This window comes from Mesorhizobium erdmanii, from assembly GCF_013170725.1.
GTDB classification, from domain to species: Bacteria; Pseudomonadota; Alphaproteobacteria; order Rhizobiales; family Rhizobiaceae; genus Mesorhizobium; species Mesorhizobium erdmanii.
Genome location: NZ_CP033361.1, coordinates 2,499,908 through 2,521,971, shown reverse-complemented (window position 1 = coordinate 2,521,971; position 22,064 = coordinate 2,499,908). Strand labels below are relative to the sequence as shown.

Sequence of the window (22,064 nt, the reverse complement as noted above, 5' to 3'; positions counted from 1 at the left end):
CCTGCCCCCTTCCCCTATGTACTGGGCCTTGCATGAACTGAAGCTTGACTGCGTGGAAGCCGCGAATGCGCCGCTTCGCGCCGTTTGCCGCGCAGATCGCCCGCCGGGTCGGTTGCTACGCGCGGTCCGATAGGAGTGCCGCCATGGCCGAGATGACCGCCCCTTGGGCAACCGAAAAGCCGACCGCCCTGCTGGTGCTGGCCGACGGGACTGTCATAAAGGGTCGCGGCCTCGGCGCCACCGGCTCAGCCGTCGCCGAAGTCTGCTTCAACACCTCGCTCACCGGCTACCAGGAAATCCTCACCGATCCGTCCTATGCCGGACAGATCGTCACCTTCACCTTCCCGCATATCGGCAATATCGGCACCAATGGCGAGGACATTGAGGACCTCAATCCGGCCGCGCGCGCCGGTGCCGTCGGCGCCGTGTTCAAGGCCGATGTCACCAACCCGTCCAACTACCGCGCCGCCGGCGACCTCGACCAGTGGCTGAAGAAGCGCGGTATCGTTGCGCTCTCCGGCATCGACACCCGGGCGCTCACCGCGCTGATCCGCGAAAAAGGCATGCCCAACGCCGTCATCGCCCATGCACCGGACGGCGTCTTCGACCTCGACGATTTGAAGAGCCGCGCCGCCGCGTGGTCGGGGCTGATCGGGCTCGACCTTGCCAAGGAAGTCACCTCTGGCCAGTCCTCGGTCTGGCGCGAAACGCCCTGGGTGTGGAACGAAGGCTTTGGCGAACAGGCCGAGCCTTCCATGCACGTCGTCGCCATCGACTACGGCGTCAAGCGCAACATTTTGCGCCTGCTTGCCGGTCTCGGCGCCAAGGTGACGGTGGTTCCGGCCAGCACAGGTTCGGAAGAAATCCTCGCCATGCAGCCGGACGGCATCTTCCTGTCCAACGGCCCCGGCGATCCGGAAGCCACGGGCGACTATGCCGTGCCAGTCATCCAGGATCTGCTCAAGACCGACATCCCGGTGTTCGGCATCTGCCTCGGCCACCAAATGTTGGCGCTGGCGCTGGGTGGCAGGACCGCCAAGATGCACCAGGGCCACCACGGCGCCAACCATCCGGTCAAGGACCACACCACCGGCAAGGTCGAGATCGTCTCGATGAACCACGGCTTCGCCGTCGATGCCGACTCGCTGCCCGAAGGCGTCGAGGAAACCCACGTCTCGCTGTTCGACGGCTCGAACTGCGGCATCGCGCTCACCGGCCGTCCGGTGTTCTCGGTCCAGCATCACCCCGAGGCCTCGCCCGGCCCGCAGGATTCGCACTATCTGTTCCGCCGCTTCGTCAACCTGATCCGCGAAAAGCGCGGCGAGGAATTGCTGGCCGAGCGGGCTTGACCCGATCCGTTAGCGCTGCCCCTCATCTGCCTGCCGGCATCTTCTCCCCGTGAATGGGGAGAAGATGCTGTGGCGATCCCGGCACTCTTCTTCCAACGTCGAAGATTTGCGAAAGCGGCACTGACCGCGTCTTTCTCCCCGTCACTATACGGGGAGAAATGCCCGGCAGGGCAATGAGGGGCGGCGCAAGCCTCTCATAGCCTCGTACCGGAAGTGCCCCACCCTCACGCCACCGGCCGGCCTTCGCTGGCCTCCAATACGGCGAACCATTGCTGGCGGTCGAGGCTGATCTCCAGCGCCTTGACCATGGCTGCCAGCCGTTCCGGCTTCATCGACCCGAGCACCGGCACCAGCCGGGCCGGGTGGCGCAGCAGCCAGGCGATGGCGACCGTGGCGAGATCGCCGGCACCGATTTCGGCGGCGACAGCCGCCAGCGCTGCCCGCACCCGCGCTTCCCGCGCCTCCATGCCCGTGAACAGCGAGCCGCCGCCGAGCGGCGACCAGATCATCGGCGCATAGCCAAGACGCTGCGCATGATCGAGGCTGCCGTCGGTCAGAACGGATGTCTTGAGCACCGACATCTCGATCTGGTTGGTGGCAAGCGCAAACGGCAAGCGCGAGGCGAGCAGATCGAATTGCGACGGGATGAAATTGGAAACGCCGACCGCCCTGACCTTGCCCGCCTTGACCAGCCCAGCCAATGCCGCCGCCGTCTCGTCGGCATCCATCAGCGGGTCCGGCCGGTGCAGCAGCAACAAGTCGAGATAGTCGGTGCCGAGATTGCCAAGCGAACGGTCGACCGAAGCGGCTATGTGGCCGGCGCTGGTGTCGTAGTGCTTCAGCCGGTTTTGCGGCCGGTTGGCCGAGGCCAGCATGATGTCGCATTTCGAGATCAGCTCGATCTCCTCGCGGTTGCCCGCCCAGCGCGACAGCCCGGCGCCGAACGCCGCCTCCACTTCATAATTCCCATAGATGTCGGCATGGTCGAAACTGGTCAGGCCTAGATCGACGGCGCTGCCGATCAGCCGGGCGACCTGATCGGCATCCGGGCGCGCCCCGCCGTCGAGCATGCGCCACGCGCCGAAGACCAGCCGCGACAGAGACACCCCGTCCCGGGTCAGTGCGATCCGGCTGTCATGGCTCATATCCGCGCTCCATCTTCCGCAACGTCGGCGGCGACATTCCTGGCCATGGCCGGTCTCGCCACCTTGGTGACGAAGACGATGACCGCCAGCACCAGGAAGCATGCGCCGACCAGATAGGGCGCGCCGCCGAAGGTCACCGGCGCGCTTGGCCCGGTGAACCAGGAAAAGATCGCCGTATAAAGCAGCGGCGTGATGATCGAGGTGATCGAGAAGATCGAGGTCATCGCGCCCTGCAGCTCGCCTTGCGCCCACGGCGGAACTTTGGCGGCGGCGAGGCTCCTCAGCGGCGGATCGGCCAGCGCTTCCAGGCAACCGACGACGATCACCGCATAGATCATCCATCCCTGCGAGGCGAAGGCGTAGCCGAAGGCGCTGGCCGCCGTGAAGGTCAGGCCGATAACCGCCGTCCTCCACTCGCCGAGCCTGGGGATGACGCGCGGCAGCACCGTGCCCATGACGATCGCGCCGCACAGGCCGAAGGCGCCGAGCGAGAAGCCGATCTGCTGCTCGCTCCAGCCATAGCGGTAGTTGGAGACGAACGACCACACCGCCGGGTACATCATATGGCCGAGCGTCATCAGGAAGAAAACCAGCCCGATCCAGCCAATGCCCTGGTACTGGCGCATTTGCAAAAGCGTGCCGACGGGGTTGGCGCGTTTCCACTCGAACCGGCGGCGATGCCTTCCGTCGAGCGTTTCGGGCAGGAAAAACATCGCAATCAGGAAATTGACGAAGGCGAGCCCGGCGGCGAAAAAGAACGGCACGCGGGGTCCGAACGTACCGAGCAAGCCGCCCAGCACCGGCCCGATGACGAAGCCGACGCCGAAGGCGATGCCGAGCAGGCCGAAATTCTTGGCCCGGTTCTCGTCGTTGGAGATGTCGGCGATGAAGGCCGATGTCGTCGAATAGCTGGCGCCCGAAATGCCGGCCAGCACGCGGCCGATGAACAGCATCGGATAGGACCAGGCGATGGCGCAGATCAGGTTGTCGATGGAGAAGGTCAGCACCGAGGCGAGCAGGATCGGTCGCCGCCCGAAGCGGTCGCTCAGGCCGCCCATGATCGGCGCGAAAAAGAACTGCATGGCCGCATAGACGAAGAACAGCCAGCCGCCCTCGATCGCCGCACCGCTGATGCCGACGCCGGTCAATTCCCTGAGATAGGCCGGCAGCACCGGCATGATCATGCCGAAGCCGATGATATCGAGCAGCAGCGTGGTGAAAACCAGCGCGAGGCCCCGCCTGGCGGTTTTGGGGTCGATCATGATGGTCAGGCTCCTCAGGCTGCCCGGGCGCAGGCGGACGCACCTTATAGGCCAGCGCGCCAAAAGGAACAATCCAAGAACAGCCAGGAATCGTCGATCCTGACTCTCCCTGACGGTGTCGTCGCCGTCAGGGCAATGCCGTGAAACAAGTTCTTACAGCGGGCCGCTCATCGTGTTGCAATCCGACAGCTTGCCGCTCTTGTAGCCGCGCGCCAGCCAGGTCTGCCGCTGCTGCGAGGTGCCGTGGTTGAAGCTTTCCGGCACGACATAGCCCTGCGTCTTCTTCTGCAGCGTGTCGTCGCCTATCTGCTTCGCGGCGTTCAGCGCGCTTTCGATGTCGCCCTGCTCCAATATGCCCTTCTGCGCGGTGTAATGCGCCCACACGCCGGCAAAGCAGTCCGCCTGCAGCTCGATGCGCACCGACAGTTGGTTGGCGTCGGCTTCGCTCATGCCTTGCCGCATCTGGTTGAACTTGCCCATGATGCCGGTGAGGTTCTGCACGTGGTGGCCGACTTCATGCGCGATAACATAGGCGCGGGCGAATTCACCGGAAGCGCCGAACTGCTGGTCGAGTTGCTGGAAGAAGGTCATGTCGAGATAGACCTTGTGGTCGCCAGGGCAATAGAACGGCCCCGCCGCCGCCGAGGCAAAGCCGCAGGCCGAACGGACCTGGCCGGAAAACAGCACCAGCTTCGGGTCCTCGTAGGTCAGGCCTTGCGACTTGAAGATGCCGGTCCAGGTGTCCTCGGTCTCGGCGAGCACTGTCGCGACGAACTGCTTCATCTCGTCATTGGCGGGTGCCGTGCCGCTGTTCTGGCCACTGCCGCCGTTGTCGGTGATCTGGCCACCGCCGCCCGGCAGCAGGCCGCCGTCGCCGCCGCCCAGGATCGCCGATGGATCGAAGCCGAAATACCAACCGGCGATGACCACCAGTATGACCAGGAGGATGCTGCCGCCGCCGCCGGTACGGCCGCCGATCGGGAGTTGGAAGCCGCCGCCGCCGCCACCGATACCGCCACCACCGCCGTCGCTGCGGTCGTCCTCGATATTGTCACTCTGACGACGGCCTCTCCAGAGCATGGCAACTCCCCGTGACAAACTTCCTCGTTGCTCCGGCAAGCCGGCTCAACCCAACAAACAATTATCGCAATGGTTGCGCTAAGTCACAGCATTTTTCGTTGCTGGCACGGTTGCGAAGTGGCTGCTTTCCGATCGTCGGGAAGGCCTGTAGCATCAGGCATAGCGGAAGAATGCGAGGGGCGCTTGCGGATCATCGGCCAATTCCTGCTTTTGCTGATGGCATTGACTTGCCTCGGCATCGGGCCGGCCGGCGCCGTGACACTCGATTCCAGCGTTGCCGTCACCGACCCTGCTACCTTGCAGGCATTGGAGCGCGGCGGCCTGTCGATCAGCCGGCTGCTCGGCCCCGCACTCGGCCTCACCCGCGACGTCGACAATCGCGGCCTGTTTTCCGTGCCGGCGCTGGCCACGGTGCGCGACACGGTCAAGCAGGAGATATCGGACGAGCCGAAGACCAGCCCAGACCCCTATGTCGCCGCCATGGCCAAATCCAGTGACACCAGCCAGAAATTCAATCCGAAATACATCGATGACGACGGCTCGACGCTGGACCTGACCGGCGTCGTCAACCGCATGGATCGCGGCTATCTCGGCCACACCGAATGCGGCGAGATCAGGCTGATCTACCGCTTCCACTATTCGGTTGCCGAAAAGCCGGCCAAGGGCAAGCCAATCGGGGGGAAGACTGGGCAGCGCATCTCTTCGCGCCTGCCGCTGACCATGAGCCTGGTGTTCAATGCCAAGCCTGGACAGGCTCAGGCCCGCGCCGCGAAGGATCTGCCTGGTGCCACCGATGTGTCATGCGCCGAGGTCGCCAAGCGCTGGCTTGCTGCCGGCCAAAAGGACCTGCCGCCCGAGCAGTTGGCCGCCTGGCTGCGTTCCGACGAAGGGCCGCTGTCCGGCGCCATGCTCAATTCCTCGCAGATCATGCGGCTCGAGCTCAACATGCAGGTGCTCAGGCTGTCGGCCTCGACGCGGCGCGATTTCGGCGGCCATGCCGAATATCTCCTGAAAATCTTTAAATGGGATCCGGCGACCTCGGGTTTTTATGAATCCAGGATGGAGAACCAGATCGACCGCGCCACCGTGCTGGCCGACAAGCCTTCCTTCGCCAAATGGCTGCTCACCGACCGCAACATCTACGATCTCGACCACGGCCGGCTGGTCATCGACGAAAAATTCCTGGCCAAGAGCGCCGTTTCCGTCGCACCCGGCGGGTTGAGCCGGTCGCAGAACAACATCGCCTACGGGCTGGTCGACGATGCCGACATCGACAAGGCGCTGAAGGATTATGTCGCCAGGGGCAACACGCTCGCCACCATCAAGTCGGTGGCCGGCTTCGATTTGCGGCTGAACGAGATGAGCTGCACCGGCTGCCACCAGACGCATGGCATTGCCGGTTTCCACTACACCGGCGCCGACCCGGCCAGCGAGCCGCGCCGCAACGCCGTCTTCGTGCCGGGCTCGGCGGTGTTCTTCGCCGACCTGCCGCGCCGCCGCGCCATCGTCGAAGAATTCGCCGCCGGCGGCCATCCCGATTTCACCAGAGGTTTCGCCGCCCGCCCGGACCGGAAATACGCCGAGGCACTAAAAGGCACCGACCTCTACAATGGCTGGGGCTCGATCTGTTATCGTGGTGAAGACGCAAGCTTCAAGGACTGGACCTGCGGCGTCGGCCTGCGCTGCGCCGGCGTCCACGAAAGCGCCATCCATCCGGGGTTTGGCACCTGCGTCAGCGAGAAGGGCACTGAGGTCGGCGATCCCGTCGAGTTCGGCGAGATCAAAATGTCGACATGGGGCAACGACCAGTATTGCCGGCTGTCGCCGGCCACCGCCAAGGCCTGCGCCATAGACCCGGCGCGTGACAAGAAGCCGGTGGTCAAGATCGCTGGTTACGGCGCGGCGCGCCAGCGCTACGACAACCCCGAGCAGAAGACCGGCGGCTTTCCCGGCGGCATGCTGCGCAAGGCGACCTGCGACAAGCTTCCCGACGAAGCGACCTGCGGCCGTCTCGCCAAGACCGGCTTCAACGACTGTATCGCCTCCGGCAAGGACCACAAATTCTGCACAAGGGAATTCACCAAGACCGCCGGCCTGCGTGCCTGCGACAAGGCGCATCCCTGCCGCGAGGATTATATCTGCACCGCCGGCTACGATGATCTGCCCGAAGCCAAACCTGGCGAAGGCACCTGCATTCCGCCCTATTTCATCTTCCAGTTCCGTGTCGACGGCCACCCCAGAAGCTGGATCCAGGATGTCCGCGAGTGAGTGCTGATTGATGCATCCGGGCGCATTCCGGCCGCAGACCTCGGCTGGCCTTAGTCTTTCTGCTTGGCGCCCGCGCTCTTGCCGTCGGAGCTTTTCGAGCGCTCCTCGAACCGCGCGGCACCCTTCTTCAGGGGCTGACCGGTCTCTGCCTCGGTCTTGCGCTCGTCCTTGGCCGCGGCTTGCCGCAATCCCTTGGCTGCCTGCTTGCCTTTCGCGGTCGGTGCCTGTTCGATGCCCATTGCTTCCTCCCTTGGCGCTAAATCAGCGCGATGTCAGGAGCAACGTGCTTGGGGTCGAGCGGTTCCGGCCGTCTTTGCGAAAGCGCCTCAGCGCGGCGCCGTCATCGCCTTGCGGAACGCGTCCAGCGTCTCGGCGCTGACATGGTGCTCGATGCCCTCGGCATCGATGCGCGCCGTCTCGGCGCTGACGCCGAGCGAGCGCAGAAAAGCTTCCACCGTCTGGTGGCGGATGCGGCTTTCCTCCGCCACCTTGCGGCCGGCTTCGGTCAGGAACACGCCGCGATATGGCTTTCTCGAGACCAGCCCGTCGGCGCACAGGCGCGTCAGCATCTTGGCCACTGTCGGCTGGGCGACGCCGAGGCGGGCCGCGATGTCGACCTGGCGCGCCTCGTTGCCATCCTCGATCAAATCGGCGATCAGCTCGACATAATCCTCGACCAGCGCGCTGCGGCGCGCCTGGCGCTGCTGCCGGAACCCCTCCGAATGGACATCGGCGTCCGGCAATGGCTCACGCGGAACCGGTCTGTTCTTCAGCGCCAATGCGCGCTCCTCCTCGGGCGTTCAACCATCGCTGCTTTTATAGCACAGGCTCTGATTCTTCAGGCCGTTTATTTGCATTCCCCCACAGGCGCGACCGCGGTTTCCCGCTAGCCGCTTCGCGAACCCGAATGAGCGCTCGATAAAAAGCACAAACAATAAAATATAGCCTATTGCATAATGTTGAGCCATGGCATAGCTTGACGGCACCTCCCAGGACGTCGCGGAAAGTCTTCCATGTCAGAAACAGAAGCCACAGCTCCCCGCTCCTCATGGCGGTTCGCCAGGCGGGACGAGGACGACCAGCCCAGCTTGCGCGAAGTCAATTCCACCATAGCGGTGCCGAGTTCGGGCGTGTGGTTTCGCCGGCTGTTCGCCTTCATGGGGCCGGGCTACATGGTTTCGGTCGGCTATATGGACCCCGGCAACTGGGCGACCGACCTCGCCGGCGGCGCCCAGTTCGGCTACACGCTGTTGTTCATCATAATGCTGTCCAATCTGATGGCGATCCTGCTGCAGGCGCTGGCCGCCCGGCTCGGCATCGCCACCGGCCGCGACCTCGCCCAGGCCTGCCGCGCCTATTATCCGCGCCCTGTTAATTTCGTGCTGTGGATCGCCTGCGAACTCGCCATCATCGCCTGCGACCTCGCCGAAGTCATCGGCACCGCGATCGCATTGCAGCTTCTGTTCGGCATTCCGCTGATCGGCGGCGCCATTCTGACGGCGCTCGACGCCTTCCTCGTGCTGCTGTTGATGAACAAGGGGTTCCGCTATCTCGAAGCCTTCGTCATTGCGCTCTTGATCATCATCTTCAGCTGCTTTGCCATCCAGATCTTCGTCGCCGCGCCGCCGGCCGGCACCATCCTGCATTCGATGTTCGTGCCGTCGTCGGAGATCGTCACCAACCCGGCGATGCTCTACATCGCCATCGGCATCATCGGCGCCACGGTCATGCCGCACAATCTCTATTTGCATTCCTCGATCGTGCAGACCCGCGCCTATGAGCGCACCGAAAAGGGCAAGCGCGACGCCATCAAATGGGCAACGACAGACTCCACCATCGCCCTGATGCTGGCTCTGTTCGTCAACGCCGCCATCCTGATCGTCTCGGCCGTCGCCTTCCACGACACCGGCCACCAGGACGTCGCCGAGATCGACCAGGCCTTCAAGCTTCTGTCGCCGCTGCTCGGCCTTGGCATCGCCTCGATCCTGTTCGCCGTGGCGCTGCTGGCTTCCGGCTTGAATTCGACGGTGACGGCGACGCTCGCCGGCCAGATCATCATGGAGGGCTTCCTGCGCCTGCGCATCCCCAACTGGGCGCGGCGGCTTTTGACACGCGGCCTCGCCATTGTACCGGTGGTGGTCGTCACCGCGCTCTATGGCGAGAAGGGCACCGGGCAGTTGCTGGTGTTCAGTCAGGTGATCCTGTCGATGCAGCTGCCCTTCGCGGTGGTGCCGCTGGTACAGTTCGTCTCCGACAAGAAGAAGATGGGCAACCTCGCCATTCCGCGCGGTGTCGCAGCCCTGGCCTGGGCGGTCGCGGCGATCATCCTCGTGCTCAACTTCAAGCTGCTCTATGACACGCTCTTCGGGGTCGGCTGAGGTTTCACCGGATCGCGAGACAAACCACCAAATCGCGCTATCTTTCGTCTCGTCATGAGCAACATTGAAGACCTCAGGAAATTCTATGCCCGGCTGATGGCGGCCAATGCCGCCTCATCCGACCCGCGCCTGGAGGAGGTTTTCGCCGAAGTACCGCGCGAAGCCTTTCTCGGTCCCGGACCTTGGACGATCGTCGCTGGCAACAGCAAGGTCACCACGCCCAGCGCCGACCCGGCCCATATCTACCAGAACGTGCTGGTGGCGCTCGATGCCGACAAGGGCATCAACAATGGCGAGCCGTTCCTGCATGCCCAGTGGATCGGCAAACTGACACCGAAACCCGGCGAGGCCGTCACGCATATCGGTGCCGGCACCGGCTATTACTCCGCCGTGCTGGCCCGGCTGGTTTCCCCTGGCGGCACCGTCACCGCCTTCGAACTCGACGGCAGGCTGGCCGAGCTGGCGCGCAAGAATCTCGAAGCCTATGGCAATGCGACTGTCGTCCATGGCGATGCCGTGACGACGCCCTTGCCGCCATCCGACATCGTCTATGTCAACGCCGGCGTCGTCGCCCCGCCGGCCCCATGGCTGAAGGCGCTGCGGCCCGGCGGCCGCATGATCTTCCCCTGGCGCCCGGCCGAGCGCATTCCGCTGGCGGTGCTGGTGACCCGCACCGAAAAGGGCTTTGCCTGCGATCCCTTCATGCGCTCCTGGTTCATCCCTTGCGTCGGAGCATCGACAACAAACGCCGCGGCGAATATCCCGACACGGGAGCAGGCCGCGCTTACGCGCTCGATCTGGCTGACGAGCGACAAGGCGCCGGACCGCACCGCCACCGCCATCTTCGGCGACGTCTGGTTCTCGTCGAAAAATCTCCGCGCCAAAGCCGGCAAATGACGGATTGGTGGGCAGGCTGGTCCAAAATTTGACGACCCCTGTCGGGATGGTCGCGAGCCGTCCGTCCTTGGGCCATGATCCGGCCGCGACGGCATGGATGGAACAAGGGAGAGTACAATGAGAAAGATCATCGCTGCCACCTTCGTCAGCCTCGATGGCGTCATGCAGGCACCGGGCGGACCGGAGGAGGATCCGGTCGGCGGCTTCAAGTTCGGCGGCTGGACCTTCCACTACTTCGACGAGGTGGGCGGCGCGGCAATGGAGGAGCTGTTCTCCAAGCCCTTCGCCCTGCTGCTCGGCCGCAGGACCTACGACATCTTCGCCGCCTACTGGCCGTATCAGAAAGATCCGATCGCCGATGCCTTCAACCCGGCGACCAAATATGTGGCGACGCATCGGTCTGACACCCTCGCCTGGCAGAACACGCAATGGCTTGGCGAAGACATCGTCGCGGCGGTGCGCCGCCTCAGGCAGGAGGATGGACCCGACCTGCTGATCCAGGGATCGGCCGATCTGATCCAGACCTTGCTTGCCGACGGGCTGATCGATGAGATTCGGCTGATGATCTTCCCGCTGCTGCTGGGCAAGGGCAAGCGCCTGTTCGACGATAGCGCGATGCCCGCCGCCTTCAAGCTTATCAAGTCGCAGACCTCCAGCACCGGCGTCATCATCGCGACCTACCAGCGCGCGGGCGAAATCAAGGTCGGCTCCTTTGTCACGGGCGAGCCATCTGGCGCCGAGCTCGAGCGGCGGAAGAACTGGAGGTAACAGAACTTGGGTCCCTCTCCCCCGCCATGGCGGGGGTGAGGAGCCCAGGTTTTGACAATCCCTCAAGCCGCAGCCGGCCGCCGCGCCAGCCCATCCCGGATAAACCTTGCGAATTCCTGCGCCGCCGGGCCGACGCCGTGCCTTGGCAAATGCAGATTGATGGCAAAATTCGGCAGCGGCGGCAGGCCGACATCGAACGGCAATATGTCGAGGTCGGCCGGCACCGTGGAAGCGAGCCAGGTGGTGACGGCAAGGTCGGAGCGCACCGTCGCCGTCGTCGCGTCGATGTTGCCGTTCTCGAACACGGTGCGCCATTCCAGCCCATGCTCGTTGAGCGCCGAGAGCACCGCCGGACGGAAGGCGCAGGTTTCGGCGACGATCGAAACGGGCAGCGGCCGCTTGGCGCGGGCCACTCCGCCCCGGGCGCCGACCCACACCAGCCGGTCGATGGCCAGGCACTCGCCTGATGTCGGGCCGACCCGTTCCTCGATCACCGCAAGGTCAATGGTGCCGGCCGCCAGCGCTGACGACAGTTCCGGCGACGAGGCGCAGGCCAGCGAAATCTCGACCTGTGGATAGGCCTCGGCATAGGCCTTCAAAACCGGCGCCAGCAAGGTGCCCACCAGATCGTAGGGCACGCCGAGCCGCACCTGGCCGGCAACCGCGCTGCCTGCCATCTCGGCCCAGATCTCGTCGTTGAGGCTGAGCAGGCGCCTGGCCTTGTCGAACAGCCGCTCGCCCGCACGCGTCAGGCGCAGGCCGCGCCGGTCGCGCTCGAACAGGCTGCAGCCGAGCGTTTCCTCCAGCCTTTTGACCTGCTGGCTGACGGCGCCCTGGGTGAGGTGCAGCGCATTGGCGGCCGCCGTCATGCTCGCCTTGTCGGCGACGGTGACGAAGGTGCGCACCAATGCGGTATCGAGGTTACGGATCATGTCAGGCATTATAGATGCTAATGCACGATATCACAAACATTGCATTTACTGATGCCAGCTCAAGCCTACCATGGAGCTTCCGACAAAGGACGTCCCATGCTCCAGCCCATCCTGCCGCTCATCCTGTTTGCCTTCGTCGCCACCGCCACGCCCGGCATCGCCACGACCCTGTCCACCGCCTCTGGCGCGCAATTCGGCTTTCGCCGATCGGTGCCATTGATGATCGGCAGCGCCGCCGGCCTCGCGACGGTGACCGGGGCGGCCGCCGCCGGGCTCGCCGGGCTGCTGCTTGCGGTGCCTTCGCTGCAACTGGCCATGAAGATCGCCGGCTCGCTCTATCTTCTGTGGCTGGCGCTCAAGATCGGCCGCGCCGGGCCGCCCAATCTCGATGTGACGATGGCCAGGCCGAACAGTTTTCTCGGCGGCGCCGGCATCCAGTGGATGAACCCCAAGGGCTGGGCGATGGGATTGGGCGCGGCGGCTTCGTTCGCGGCGCTGGCCGACGGACCGGGACAACTCGCTCTGCTGCTCGGCTCGACCTTCGGCCTCACCGCCGCCATCTCGCTGTCCATCTGGTGCGTCGCCGGCATGGTGCTGGCCCGTCTGCTCAAGACCGAATGGCAATGGCGTGCGCTCAACATCATGCTGGCGCTGGTGCTGGCGGCGTCGATCATTCCGATGTGGCGTGGGGCTTAGAACAGACCTGGTTCCTCTCCCCCACATCGGTGGGGGCGAGGAACTCCAGCCTTGCTAGGTCAAGCCGCGTAGCGGGCGGCCGGCTTGTCGGCGTGCAGGCTGCCGTAGAAGGCCTGGCGCGCTCCAAGGAACGTATCCAGCTTGCCTGCATCGACAAGCGCCGGCACGGTGACGGCTTCGCCCTTGGCGAGACCGACAAGGGCGGCATCGACCATATCGTCGGCGGTCATGATGATCTCCTTCGGAAGCTGGTCGATATCGCCACCGGAAAGCTCCCAGAATTCGGTCCGGGTAGCACCCGGCAGCACCGCCTGCACCTTCACACCGGTGCCCGCGACCTCGCGATGCAGAGCTTCGGTGAAGTTGACGACATAGGCCTTGGTACCGCTGTAGATGCCGCCGAACGACGTGTCATAGGCGAGCACCGAGGCGATGTTGACGATGGCGCCGCGGTTGCGCGCCAGAAGCCCCGGCAGCACTGCACGGGTCAGGCGGGTGAGCGCCACGACATTGACTTTGATCATCCGCTCAGCCGCGTCGGCATCGGCCGTCGCCACCACCGGCTGGCCGCCAAGGCCGGCATTGTTGACCAGTAGCGTCACACTGTCGTCGGCTGAAATCACCCGTTCGACACGACGCACATCGTTGTCGTCGGACAGATCGGCGGCGATGAAGCTGACCTTGCGGCCGTAGGCATGGCGCAGTTTCTCGGCCAATTCCTCGAGCCGGTCGGCGCGCCGTGCCACCAGTACCAGGTCATAGCCCTGCCCTGCCAACCGGTCGGCATAGACCGCGCCTATGCCCGATGAAGCGCCGGTGACGACCGCCGTGCCCTTGTTTTCCTGTCCACTCATTGTCCTGTTCCTTCTGTTGCTGCCCGGCGAGACAGGCCGATCTTCCTCGTCCCGCCGCCTGATTTCCAATTAGTGGCATATGCCACTTTCGTGGAAGTAGGTATATGCCACTATCTTGTCAACGGAGGCGACAGAAACTATTTCTGCGGCAGGCCGGCAGCGCTTTGCCGGCGAGGAACCGTGATGATCAAGACTGCGATGCCGGGATTTAGCCCCTGCAACAATGCAACGTTGCGGCGTGCCGCGCGCAAGCTCGGCCGTTTCTATGACGATGTGATCTCGCCTTCGGGGCTGAAGGGCACGCAATACGGCCTGCTATACCAGATTTACGTCAGCAACGAGCCGGCGATGGGCACCATAGCCGAGGCGATGGTCATGGATCTGTCGGCGCTCGGCCACACGCTGAAGCCGCTGATCCGCGACGGCTATGTCGAAGCCTTCGCCGACAAGGACGATCGCCGCGTCAAGCGGGTGCGGCTGACACGCCAGGGCCTCGCCAAGCTCGACGAGGCAACGAAATTATGGAGCATTGCCCAGCAGCGCTTCGAGGCCATGGTCGGCAAGCAACGGGCTGCCGATCTGCGCGCCATGCTGGATGAAGTCGCCGCGCTTGGACTATGATGCACCGGCGGCCGCTCTTCCAGGCTGAAGGGGCGGCCGCCAGTCCGATCCGCGAAACGTTCTATTCGGCCGGCATCGCCACCGGCCGCGCCAGCATCCGCCCAGCCAGCACGATGCCAAGCCCGACGATCGGGAAGGCAGCCGCGATCAGCCCGAGATCGGCCGGCGCGCCGTAGCGCAGCACGCCGCCGCCGACCACGGCACCCAGCGCCACGCCGAGGTAAAGTGCCGAACCGTTGAGCGACAGCACGATCGGCGCGGCGTCCGGCGCTATTTTGATGATGCGGCTGGCCTGCGCCGGCGGGAACGCCCAGCCGACAATGCCCCACGGCACCATCATCGCCATCAGCGCCGGCCCGGCAATGTGCGGCGGCAGGAAGGTCGGCACGACCGACAGCATCACCAGCATGGCCGCGCTCAGCGCCAGCGACCAGCCGACGGTGCGGGTGGCGCCGAACCGGTCCGCCGCCTGGCCGCCGGCAATGTTGCCGATAACGGCGCCGACGCCGAAGGCGAGCAGCATGCCGGGCAACGCGATCTGGCTGAGGCCGGCGCCTTCGATGGCAAGCGGCGCGACATAGGCAAAGACGGTGAAGGCGCCGGTCAGCGCCAGCAATGTCGTCAACAGGATGGGCATGACGCCGGGACGCATGGCCGCGGCAAGCCGGCGCTTCAGCGGCAGCCGGGTGCCGACGATGCCGCGCGGCAGCCGGTACCACAGGATCGCGCCGGCGAGCGCGCCGAGCCCGGCAATGGCATAGAAGGTGCCGCGCCAGCCGGCGAAAGCCGCGACCAGCGCGCCAAGCGGCGCCCCGACGGCGACTGCAACCGTGGTGCCGCCGACCACGACGGCGATGGCACGCGCCCGGTGATGGTCATCGACCAGCGCCACCGCCGTGCCCTGCGCGGTCGCGGCGAACAGGCCCGACGACAGCGCCATGATGATGCGCGCGATCAACAGCACTTCGAAGGACGAGCTGAGCGCGGCGGCAATGTTGCCGACGACGAAGAACACCAGCGTCCACAGGATGACGCGGCGCCGGTCCCATTCGCCGGTCAGCGTCGCCAGGATCGGCGTGCCGATCGCATAGGCGAGCGCGAAAGCGGTGATCAGCGATCCGGCGAGAGGAATGGAAATGCCGGCATCCCTGGCGATGTCGGGCAGAAGGCTGGAGATGACGAAGCCTTCGGTCGAGATCGCGAACGACCCGAGCGCAAGCCAGAATATCCGCTTGTCCATGGCAGCTGTCCTTAGTTCAAAAGTTATTGAACAATTGGACATAACAGGGCATGATGTCAATGAAGCCGGGGGAAAATAGCTGAACCTTCCTGACAGCCCTGTGTCAGCACGGTCGTTCGCTACGGATCGAAATGGGAGGAACGGCGTGTACGGGCAGGCGAGGACGGATGCGTTGAAATCGGCCCGAACTGTGCTTAGGTTCCAGGCATGACGCTACCTCATCCCAATACGGACCAGATCAGCCTGCCCATCGTGCTCGGCGTGCTTGGCGACCCGACACGGCTCGCCATCGTGCGCTACCTTGCCAGCAAGGAAGGCGTGCCGCTGAACTGCAGCCAGTTCCTCGATCTCGGCTCCAAGACCAATCTCAGCTATCACCTTGCCAAACTGCGCGAGGCCGGCGTCACCCGCGCCGAAGTGGTCGGCACCAATCGCATGATCACGCTGCGCCGCGCCGATCTCGACGCTCGCTTCCCCGGCCTGCTCGACAGCGTCATCGCGGCGGCGGTGGACGACCTGCCGGCGGTCGGCGGCCATGACATCGAAGTATCGGCCTGACCTTGAAGTTGGGTTCCTCGGCCAGATGGGATGGCTTACGCGATGCACGCATCTTCTGTGACTGGCGTGACCGGTCAGCCCTAGGCTTGATTGCCACGTGGTTCCCCCAATCCGTCGCTGCTTCGCAGCGCCACCTTTCCCCCCTCCGGAGGGAAAGGAAGGGAGCGTTGCCGGGCAACGGCAAAAATGCTCGGCGCCCTTCCTCTACCCCGTCGATCGGGGGAGAGGTGTCGAGCGAAGCTCGACGGAGTGGGGGGCGACCAGCGCAGCAAAAGACAATGCAGGCGCCAAGCTGTCATGCACGCTATCCCTGAAGACCTGCTGCTTGGAAATGTGTGCATGCCGTAGACGAAAGTGGGGGCGAGGAACCCAAGTCCCGATAGGTTTGCCCCTTTCGCCCAATCATTTGTGAACCACCGGAGCTTTCATGCGTATTGCCGTCCTCGCCGATATCCACGGCAACGTCCTGGCCCTTAACGCCGTGCTCGACGACCTGGCGCGGCGCGGCGGTGCTGAGCTGACAGTCAATCTCGGCGACAGCGTTTCCGGGCCGCTCTGGCCGCGCGAGACGTTTGCGCGGCTCGAGGCGCTGAACCTGCCGACGGTGCGCGGCAATCATGACCGCCGCGTCGCCGCCGATCCGGCCGACGAGACCATGTGGGCGTCCGACGTCTATGCACAGGAGCGGCTGACCGAAGCGCAGCGCGCGGTGCTTTTCGCACAGCCGCTCACCCTGGAGATCGCGCCCGGTATCGTCGCCTTCCACGCCCGCCCCGACCATGACGAGAAATATCTCACCGACGCGGTGGTCGACGGCCAGCTGGTGCGCGCGCCGCTGGCGGCGATCCGGCGGCAGCTGAAGGCGCTCGACCCGGCCTGCCGCATCGCGCTGTGCGGCCACAGCCACCGCGCGGAACTGGTTCGCGTTCCCGATGGTCCCGTCATCTTCAACCCAGGCAGCATCGGCTGCCCCGCCTATGATGACGACACGCCGCCGGCGCATGTCTCCGAGCAGGGCTCGCCGCATGCCCGCTACGGCATTGTCACCTTGGGTGGCGAAGGCCGGCCCGACCGTTTCGAGGCGATTGCCGTCGACTACGACCACGAGGCGGCGGCGCGGCAGGCCGAACAGGCGGGACGCCCGGAATGGGCCCACGCGCTCAGGACTGGTTTCATGCCAGGCTGAATGCGTTTGAATTCATGCCAGGCTGAATGCACTTGCATTCATGCCAGGCTGAATGCCCTTGCATTCATGCCAGGCTGAATGCCCTTGCATTCATGCCAGGCTGAATGCCCTTGCATTCATGCCAGGCTGAGCGTCCCGAATTCGGACGCAAAGCCGCGAGAACATCTCGCTTGTAGACACGGCGGCGCACCGTCGCTTATAAAATCGGCTTCGCGTGCGGCAGCGTTTTCGGGTTCTGGCGGTGCCTTTGGGAATGCAATTGATCGCCGACAGCCAAGTGATGAGGTGCCGGATTACGCTGCGGACAACGCTCTTCGCGCTGATGGCCACACCCTCGCTGCTGACAGTGCTTGCGGCTGCCGTCCCTGCCCATGCCGAAGACACGCCGTTCATCTCCATCGTCACCGGGCTGGCCCCCGACGATCTCCTCAACATCCGTGCCAAGCCATCGCCGATCGGCAAGACCGAGACCCGTCTGGCCGCCGGTGCAAGCGTGAGGAATCTCGGTTGCAACGACATTAACGGGCACCCCTGGTGCAAGGTCGAGTCGGACAACCCCAAGGCCACCGGCTGGGCGCCCGCGCGCTACCTCGTTCCCGTCAATCCGGCTGCCGTGACGGACGCGGGCACCGAAACATCAGGCGATGACGCGGCCGCATTGCCCGACCTGACCAAGCGCCTGGGCGAGGCGGATCAGGCGGTCGATGCCGAAGCCGAGCCGAAATCCACCGATGCAATCGCCAGGACGGCCATCGAGGATGCCTACCGCCTGGCATTCGCGGCCAATGACAGTCCCGACTCGGCATCCGCCCCCGACGCTGCCGGCGGCATTCCCTGCGCGCGCGATGTCGGCCAGCCGATGACCCGCTGCTCGGTCAGCGTCGCGCACAAAGACAGTGACAGCACAGTGACCGTGACCTGGCCGGATGGCGGCACGCGCGTCATCACCTTCCATGGCGGCAAGCCGGCGGGCTCGGACTCATCGGACGAGTTCCGCTTCACCCGCGAAGGCACGCTCAACCTGATCCGTGTCGGGGTTTCCGAACGCTTCGAGATCACGGACACAGTAGCGTTTGGAGATCAGGCAGTGGGCAGTAGGCAGTAGGGAATGGGCAACAGGGGAGATCATGCTCGTTGTTCCCCTATGTTCTCCTAATCCCTACTGCCAAATCCCCACTACCTACCCTCATTTTCGGGGTTACATCTGGCAAAACTCTTCCCTATAAGGCCCTCCTAGCCTGATACCAGAATCGCGAGCACAACCGGCCGGGTCTTCCCGTCCCGGTTTTTTGTGCAAGCCCGCTGCCGAACGGAATTTTCGAACATGCCAAGACGCACCGACATCAAGTCGATCCTGATCATCGGGGCCGGCCCCATCGTCATCGGCCAGGCCTGCGAATTCGACTATTCCGGCACCCAGGCCTGCAAGGCGCTGAAGGAAGAGGGCTTCCGCGTCATCCTGGTCAATTCCAACCCGGCCACCATCATGACCGACCCGGAACTGGCCGACGCCACCTATATCGAGCCGATCACGCCTGAAGTCGTCGCCAAGATCATCGCCAAGGAGCGGCCCGACGCGCTGCTGCCGACCATGGGCGGCCAGACCGCGCTCAACACCGCGCTGTCGCTGCGCCGCATGGGCGTGCTGGAGCGCTATAATGTCGAGATGATCGGCGCCGACGCGCACGCCATCGACAAGGCCGAGGACCGCGCGCTGTTCCGCGAGGCGATGAGCAAGATCGGGCTGGAAACGCCGAAGTCGATGCTGGCCAACGCCACCGATGTCAAGAACGCCGACCGCAAGACGCACGAAGCCGAGCGCGCGGCGCTGAAGGCCGAAAAGCCCGAGAATCTCGACGCCGAGCTGGATGCGCTGGAAACCCGCTGGAACCTCGGCGAAGGCGACCGCAAGCAGCGCTACATCAGCCACGGCATGGCGATCGCCGCCCAGGCGCTCGACCATGTCGGCCTGCCCGCCATCATCCGCCCCTCCTTCACCATGGGCGGCACCGGCGGCGGCATCGCCTACAACCGGGCCGAATTCTACGAAATCGTCCAGTCCGGCCTCGATGCCTCGCCGACCACCGAAGTGCTGATCGAGGAAAGCGTGCTCGGCTGGAAGGAATACGAGATGGAGGTCGTCCGCGACAAAGCGGACAATTGCATCATCGTCTGCTCGATCGAGAACATCGACCCGATGGGCGTGCACACCGGCGATTCCATCACCGTCGCCCCGGCGCTGACCCTTACCGACAAAGAATACCAGATGATGCGCAACGCCTCGCTGGCGGTGCTGCGCGAGATCGGCGTCGAGACTGGCGGCTCCAACGTGCAGTTCGCCGTCAACCCGGCCGATGGCCGCCTCGTCGTCATCGAGATGAACCCGCGCGTCTCGCGCTCGTCGGCTCTGGCTTCGAAGGCCACCGGCTTCCCCATCGCCAAGATCGCCGCCAAGCTTGCCGTCGGCTACACGCTGGACGAGCTGGAGAACGACATCACCGGCGGCGCCACGCCCGCCTCGTTCGAGCCGTCGATCGACTACGTCGTGACAAAAATCCCGCGCTTTGCCTTCGAGAAATTCCCCGGCGCCGAGCCGGTGCTGACCACCGCCATGAAGTCGGTCGGCGAAGTCATGGCCATCGGTCGCACTTTCCAGGAGTCCTTGCAGAAGGCGCTGCGTGGTCTGGAGACGGGCCTCACCGGCCTCGACGAGATCGAGATCCCCGGCCTCGGCCATGGTGGTGGTTCGGGCAACAGCCCCGACGACCGCAACGCCATCCGCGCCGCGCTCGGCACGCCGACGCCCGACCGGCTGCGCATGGTGGCGCAGGCGATCCGCATGGGCACCTCGCTGGAAGACGTGCACGCAATGTGCAAGATCGACCCGTGGTTCCTCGAGCAGATATCAGGCATCCTTGCCATGGAAGCCCGCATCCGCGAGCACGGCATTCCGCAGGATGCCGTCAATCTGCGCATGCTGAAGGCGATGGGTTTCTCCGATGCACGCCTCGCCTCGCTGACGAAGACCGACGCCGAAGTGATTCAGAAGATTCGCGAAAAGCTCGACGTTCATCCAGTTTATAAGCGCATCGACACTTGTGCGGCCGAGTTCGCCTCGCCGACCGCCTACATGTACTCGACCTATGAAGTGCCGTTCGCCGGCGCCCTCGCCAACGAGGCCCAGGTCTCGTCGCGCAAGAAGGTCGTCATCCTCGGCGGCGGCCCCAACCGCATCGGCCAGGGCATCGAGTTCGACTATTGCTGCTGCCATGCCGCCTTCGCGCTGCGCGACGCCGGCTATGAAGCGATCATGATCAACTGCAACCCGGAGACGGTCTCGACCGACTACGACACCTCGGACCGGCTCTATTTCGATCCGCTGACGGCGGAGGACGTGCTGGAGATCCTGCGCGCCGAACAGGTGTCCGGCGAACTGGTCGGCGTCATCGTCCAGTTCGGCGGCCAGACGCCGCTGAAACTGGCGGACGCGCTGGAGAAGGCCGGCATCCCGATCCTCGGCACCTCGCCCGACATGATCGACCTCGCCGAAGACCGCGACCGCTTCCAGAAGCTCTTGCACAAGCTCAACCTCAGCCAGCCGAAGAACGGCATCGCCTATTCGGTCGAGCAGGCCCGCACCGTCGCCGGCGAACTCGGCTTCCCGCTGGTCGTGCGCCCGTCCTATGTGCTGGGCGGCCGCGCCATGCAGATCATCCATGACGAGAGCATGCTGCAGAGCTACCTGCTCGACACCGTGCCCGGCCTGGTGCCGGAGGACATCAAGCAGAAATACCCCAACGACAAGACCGGCCAGATCAACACGCTGCTCGGCAAGAACCCGCTGCTGTTCGACACCTATCTCTCGGGCGCCATCGAGGTCGACGTCGACTGCCTCTGCGACGGCAAGGCGACCTTCGTGTCGGGCATTCTCGAACACATCGAGGAAGCCGGCATCCATTCGGGTGACAGTGCCTGCTCGCTGCCGGTGCACTCGCTGCCTCCCGAACTGGTCGACGAGCTGGAACGCCAGACGTCAGCCCTTGCCCGCGCGCTCAATGTCGGCGGCCTGATGAACGTGCAATACGCGATCAAGGACGGCACGGTCTATGTGCTGGAGGTCAACCCGCGCGCGTCGCGCACCGTGCCCTTCGTCGCCAAGACCGTCGGTCGCCCCATCGCCAAGATCGCCGCCCGCATCATGGCCGGCGAGACGCTGGAAGACGCCTTCGCCCATTACGGCGCCATGCCCGACCCGCGCAATCCAGGCCACATCGCGGTCAAGGAAGCCGTCTTCCCCTTCGCCCGCTTCCCCGGCGTCGACATATTGCTCGGACCGGAAATGCGCTCGACCGGCGAGGTCATGGGCCTCGACCGCGATTTCGCGCTGGCCTTCGCCAAGAGCCAGCTCGGCGCCGGCGTCGACCTGCCTCGCTCCGGCACGCTGTTCGTCTCGGTGCGCGATGAGGACAAGAAAGGCATCCTGCCGGCGGTCAAGCGCCTGGCCGGCCTTGGCTTCAAGGTGCTGGCGACATCAGGCACCGCCCGCTTCCTCGCCGAAAACGGCGTCGACGCGCAGAAGATCAACAAGGTTCTCGAAGGCCGCCCCCACATCGAAGACGCCATCCGCAACCGCCAGGTCCAGATCGTCTTCAACACGACGGACGGCCAGAAGGCGGTGTCGGATTCGAAGTCGCTGCGGCGGGCAACGCTGATGCAGAAGGTGCCGTATTACACGACGCTGTCGGGGGCTGCCGCGGTGGCGGAAGCGATCGCGGCGCTGAAGGCGGGCAGCCTCGAGGTCAGGCCGCTGCAGGAGTATTTTGCTTGAGG

At 64.7% G+C, this 22,064-nt stretch carries 19 protein-coding genes; 11 read left to right on the top strand and 8 right to left on the bottom strand.

The features are described 5' to 3' along the window. The first annotated feature begins 143 nt into the window (after positions 1 to 143). Positions 144 to 1,349 (top strand): glutamine-hydrolyzing carbamoyl-phosphate synthase small subunit, encoded by a 1,206-nt coding sequence (gene carA, locus EB233_RS12170; RefSeq protein ID WP_064989847.1) that lies wholly within the window; start codon positions 144 to 146, stop codon positions 1,347 to 1,349. A gap of 224 nt (positions 1,350 to 1,573) precedes the next feature. On the opposite strand, the gene EB233_RS12165 is transcribed toward carA, so the two are convergent. The 3 genes from EB233_RS12165 to ypfJ all read right to left on the bottom strand — a co-directional run bounded on the left by EB233_RS12165 (position 1,574) and on the right by ypfJ (position 4,836). Next, positions 1,574 to 2,494: an aldo/keto reductase gene (locus tag EB233_RS12165; RefSeq protein ID WP_064989811.1), complete on the bottom strand. Its 921-nt coding sequence runs from the start codon at positions 2,492 to 2,494 to the stop codon at positions 1,574 to 1,576. After that, complete coding sequence (locus EB233_RS12160; RefSeq protein ID WP_064989810.1) at positions 2,491 to 3,756, bottom strand: TCR/Tet family MFS transporter; 1,266 nt, start codon at positions 3,754 to 3,756, stop codon at positions 2,491 to 2,493. Before EB233_RS12160 ends, EB233_RS12165 begins: the two co-directional genes overlap by 4 nt. A gap of 153 nt (positions 3,757 to 3,909) precedes the next feature. After that, positions 3,910 to 4,836, bottom strand: a complete 927-nt coding sequence (gene ypfJ, locus EB233_RS12155) for a KPN_02809 family neutral zinc metallopeptidase (RefSeq protein ID WP_064989809.1) — start codon at positions 4,834 to 4,836, stop codon at positions 3,910 to 3,912. A 183-nt stretch (positions 4,837 to 5,019) separates the two neighbouring features. Here ypfJ and EB233_RS12150 point away from each other — a divergent pair, with 183 nt between their 5' ends. Then, positions 5,020 to 7,104 carry a hypothetical protein gene (locus EB233_RS12150; protein ID WP_244277688.1) on the top strand — a complete coding sequence of 695 codons (2,085 nt, stop codon included), beginning with the start codon at positions 5,020 to 5,022 and terminating at the stop codon, positions 7,102 to 7,104. Between the two features lie 50 nt (positions 7,105 to 7,154). Here the strand turns inward: EB233_RS12150 and EB233_RS12145 are convergent, their stop codons facing one another. Beyond that, positions 7,155 to 7,343 carry a hypothetical protein gene (locus EB233_RS12145; RefSeq protein WP_064989808.1) on the bottom strand — a complete coding sequence of 63 codons (189 nt, stop codon included), beginning with the start codon at positions 7,341 to 7,343 and terminating at the stop codon, positions 7,155 to 7,157. Positions 7,344 to 7,430: 87 nt separating this feature from the next. Next, entirely contained in the window at positions 7,431 to 7,883 is a 453-nt protein-coding gene (mntR, locus tag EB233_RS12140; RefSeq protein ID WP_027054783.1) for a manganese-binding transcriptional regulator MntR, read from the bottom strand. 234 nt (positions 7,884 to 8,117) lie between these two features. On the opposite strand from mntR, the gene EB233_RS12135 reads away from it, so the two are divergent. From EB233_RS12135 to EB233_RS12125, 3 genes are all read left to right on the top strand, one after another. Further along, positions 8,118 to 9,482 (top strand): Nramp family divalent metal transporter, encoded by a 1,365-nt coding sequence (locus EB233_RS12135; protein WP_064989807.1) that lies wholly within the window; start codon positions 8,118 to 8,120, stop codon positions 9,480 to 9,482. A 54-nt stretch (positions 9,483 to 9,536) separates the two neighbouring features. Continuing rightward, the gene (locus EB233_RS12130) at positions 9,537 to 10,379 is read left to right on the top strand and encodes a protein-L-isoaspartate O-methyltransferase family protein (protein ID WP_064989806.1); all 843 of its coding nucleotides are present in this window, start codon (positions 9,537 to 9,539) and stop codon (positions 10,377 to 10,379) included. A gap of 117 nt (positions 10,380 to 10,496) precedes the next feature. Then, positions 10,497 to 11,147, top strand: coding sequence for a dihydrofolate reductase family protein (locus EB233_RS12125; protein ID WP_064989805.1), 651 nt, complete (start codon positions 10,497 to 10,499; stop codon positions 11,145 to 11,147). Positions 11,148 to 11,209: 62 nt separating this feature from the next. On the opposite strand, the gene EB233_RS12120 is transcribed toward EB233_RS12125, so the two are convergent. Next, on the bottom strand, positions 11,210 to 12,088 hold the full coding sequence (locus EB233_RS12120) for a LysR family transcriptional regulator (RefSeq protein WP_425487729.1): 879 nt from the start codon (positions 12,086 to 12,088) through the stop codon (positions 11,210 to 11,212). A gap of 87 nt (positions 12,089 to 12,175) precedes the next feature. Between EB233_RS12120 and EB233_RS12115 the strand changes: the two genes are divergently transcribed. Continuing rightward, complete coding sequence (locus tag EB233_RS12115; protein WP_064989803.1) at positions 12,176 to 12,775, top strand: LysE family translocator; 600 nt, start codon at positions 12,176 to 12,178, stop codon at positions 12,773 to 12,775. Between the two features lie 59 nt (positions 12,776 to 12,834). On the opposite strand, the gene EB233_RS12110 is transcribed toward EB233_RS12115, so the two are convergent. After that, entirely contained in the window at positions 12,835 to 13,629 is a 795-nt protein-coding gene (locus EB233_RS12110; protein ID WP_027054776.1) for an SDR family NAD(P)-dependent oxidoreductase, read from the bottom strand. Positions 13,630 to 13,812: 183 nt separating this feature from the next. On the opposite strand from EB233_RS12110, the gene EB233_RS12105 reads away from it, so the two are divergent. After that, the gene (locus tag EB233_RS12105) at positions 13,813 to 14,250 is read left to right on the top strand and encodes a MarR family winged helix-turn-helix transcriptional regulator (RefSeq protein ID WP_081294096.1); all 438 of its coding nucleotides are present in this window, start codon (positions 13,813 to 13,815) and stop codon (positions 14,248 to 14,250) included. A gap of 61 nt (positions 14,251 to 14,311) precedes the next feature. Here the strand turns inward: EB233_RS12105 and EB233_RS12100 are convergent, their stop codons facing one another. Beyond that, on the bottom strand, positions 14,312 to 15,490 hold the full coding sequence (locus EB233_RS12100; protein ID WP_027054774.1) for an MFS transporter: 1,179 nt from the start codon (positions 15,488 to 15,490) through the stop codon (positions 14,312 to 14,314). A 207-nt stretch (positions 15,491 to 15,697) separates the two neighbouring features. Here EB233_RS12100 and EB233_RS12095 point away from each other — a divergent pair, with 207 nt between their 5' ends. The 4 genes from EB233_RS12095 (at position 15,698) to carB (ending at position 22,062) form a co-directional block, all read left to right on the top strand. Beyond that, positions 15,698 to 16,048 (top strand): ArsR/SmtB family transcription factor, encoded by a 351-nt coding sequence (locus EB233_RS12095; protein ID WP_064989802.1) that lies wholly within the window; start codon positions 15,698 to 15,700, stop codon positions 16,046 to 16,048. 427 nt (positions 16,049 to 16,475) lie between these two features. Next, positions 16,476 to 17,234 (top strand): metallophosphoesterase family protein, encoded by a 759-nt coding sequence (locus tag EB233_RS12090; protein WP_064989801.1) that lies wholly within the window; start codon positions 16,476 to 16,478, stop codon positions 17,232 to 17,234. A gap of 253 nt (positions 17,235 to 17,487) precedes the next feature. After that, complete coding sequence (locus EB233_RS12085; RefSeq protein WP_244277687.1) at positions 17,488 to 18,339, top strand: SH3 domain-containing protein; 852 nt, start codon at positions 17,488 to 17,490, stop codon at positions 18,337 to 18,339. Positions 18,340 to 18,558: 219 nt separating this feature from the next. Further along, entirely contained in the window at positions 18,559 to 22,062 is a 3,504-nt protein-coding gene (gene carB, locus EB233_RS12080) for a carbamoyl-phosphate synthase large subunit (RefSeq protein ID WP_064989800.1), read from the top strand. Positions 22,063 to 22,064: the final 2 nt, after the last annotated feature.

What these genes read in the sequence shown, in the direction of transcription:
- carA (WP_064989847.1), top strand. Translation starts at nt 144, where the DNA reads ATGGCCGAGATGACCGCCCCTTGGGCAACCGAAAAGCCGACCGCCCTG.
- EB233_RS12085 (WP_244277687.1), top strand. Translation starts at nt 17,488, where the DNA reads ATGCAATTGATCGCCGACAGCCAAGTGATGAGGTGCCGGATTACGCTG.
- EB233_RS12105 (WP_081294096.1), top strand. Translation starts at nt 13,813, where the DNA reads ATGATCAAGACTGCGATGCCGGGATTTAGCCCCTGCAACAATGCAACG.
- ypfJ (WP_064989809.1), bottom strand. Translation starts at nt 4,836, where the DNA reads ATGCTCTGGAGAGGCCGTCGTCAGAGTGACAATATCGAGGACGACCGC.
- carB (WP_064989800.1), top strand. Translation starts at nt 18,559, where the DNA reads ATGCCAAGACGCACCGACATCAAGTCGATCCTGATCATCGGGGCCGGC.
- EB233_RS12095 (WP_064989802.1), top strand. Translation starts at nt 15,698, where the DNA reads ATGACGCTACCTCATCCCAATACGGACCAGATCAGCCTGCCCATCGTG.
- EB233_RS12090 (WP_064989801.1), top strand. Translation starts at nt 16,476, where the DNA reads ATGCGTATTGCCGTCCTCGCCGATATCCACGGCAACGTCCTGGCCCTT.
- EB233_RS12120 (WP_425487729.1), bottom strand. Translation starts at nt 12,088, where the DNA reads ATGCCTGACATGATCCGTAACCTCGATACCGCATTGGTGCGCACCTTC.
- EB233_RS12160 (WP_064989810.1), bottom strand. Translation starts at nt 3,756, where the DNA reads ATGATCGACCCCAAAACCGCCAGGCGGGGCCTCGCGCTGGTTTTCACC.
- EB233_RS12115 (WP_064989803.1), top strand. Translation starts at nt 12,176, where the DNA reads ATGCTCCAGCCCATCCTGCCGCTCATCCTGTTTGCCTTCGTCGCCACC.
- EB233_RS12135 (WP_064989807.1), top strand. Translation starts at nt 8,118, where the DNA reads ATGTCAGAAACAGAAGCCACAGCTCCCCGCTCCTCATGGCGGTTCGCC.
- EB233_RS12130 (WP_064989806.1), top strand. Translation starts at nt 9,537, where the DNA reads ATGAGCAACATTGAAGACCTCAGGAAATTCTATGCCCGGCTGATGGCG.
- EB233_RS12100 (WP_027054774.1), bottom strand. Translation starts at nt 15,490, where the DNA reads ATGGACAAGCGGATATTCTGGCTTGCGCTCGGGTCGTTCGCGATCTCG.
- EB233_RS12110 (WP_027054776.1), bottom strand. Translation starts at nt 13,629, where the DNA reads ATGAGTGGACAGGAAAACAAGGGCACGGCGGTCGTCACCGGCGCTTCA.
- EB233_RS12125 (WP_064989805.1), top strand. Translation starts at nt 10,497, where the DNA reads ATGAGAAAGATCATCGCTGCCACCTTCGTCAGCCTCGATGGCGTCATG.
- EB233_RS12145 (WP_064989808.1), bottom strand. Translation starts at nt 7,343, where the DNA reads ATGGGCATCGAACAGGCACCGACCGCGAAAGGCAAGCAGGCAGCCAAG.
- EB233_RS12165 (WP_064989811.1), bottom strand. Translation starts at nt 2,494, where the DNA reads ATGAGCCATGACAGCCGGATCGCACTGACCCGGGACGGGGTGTCTCTG.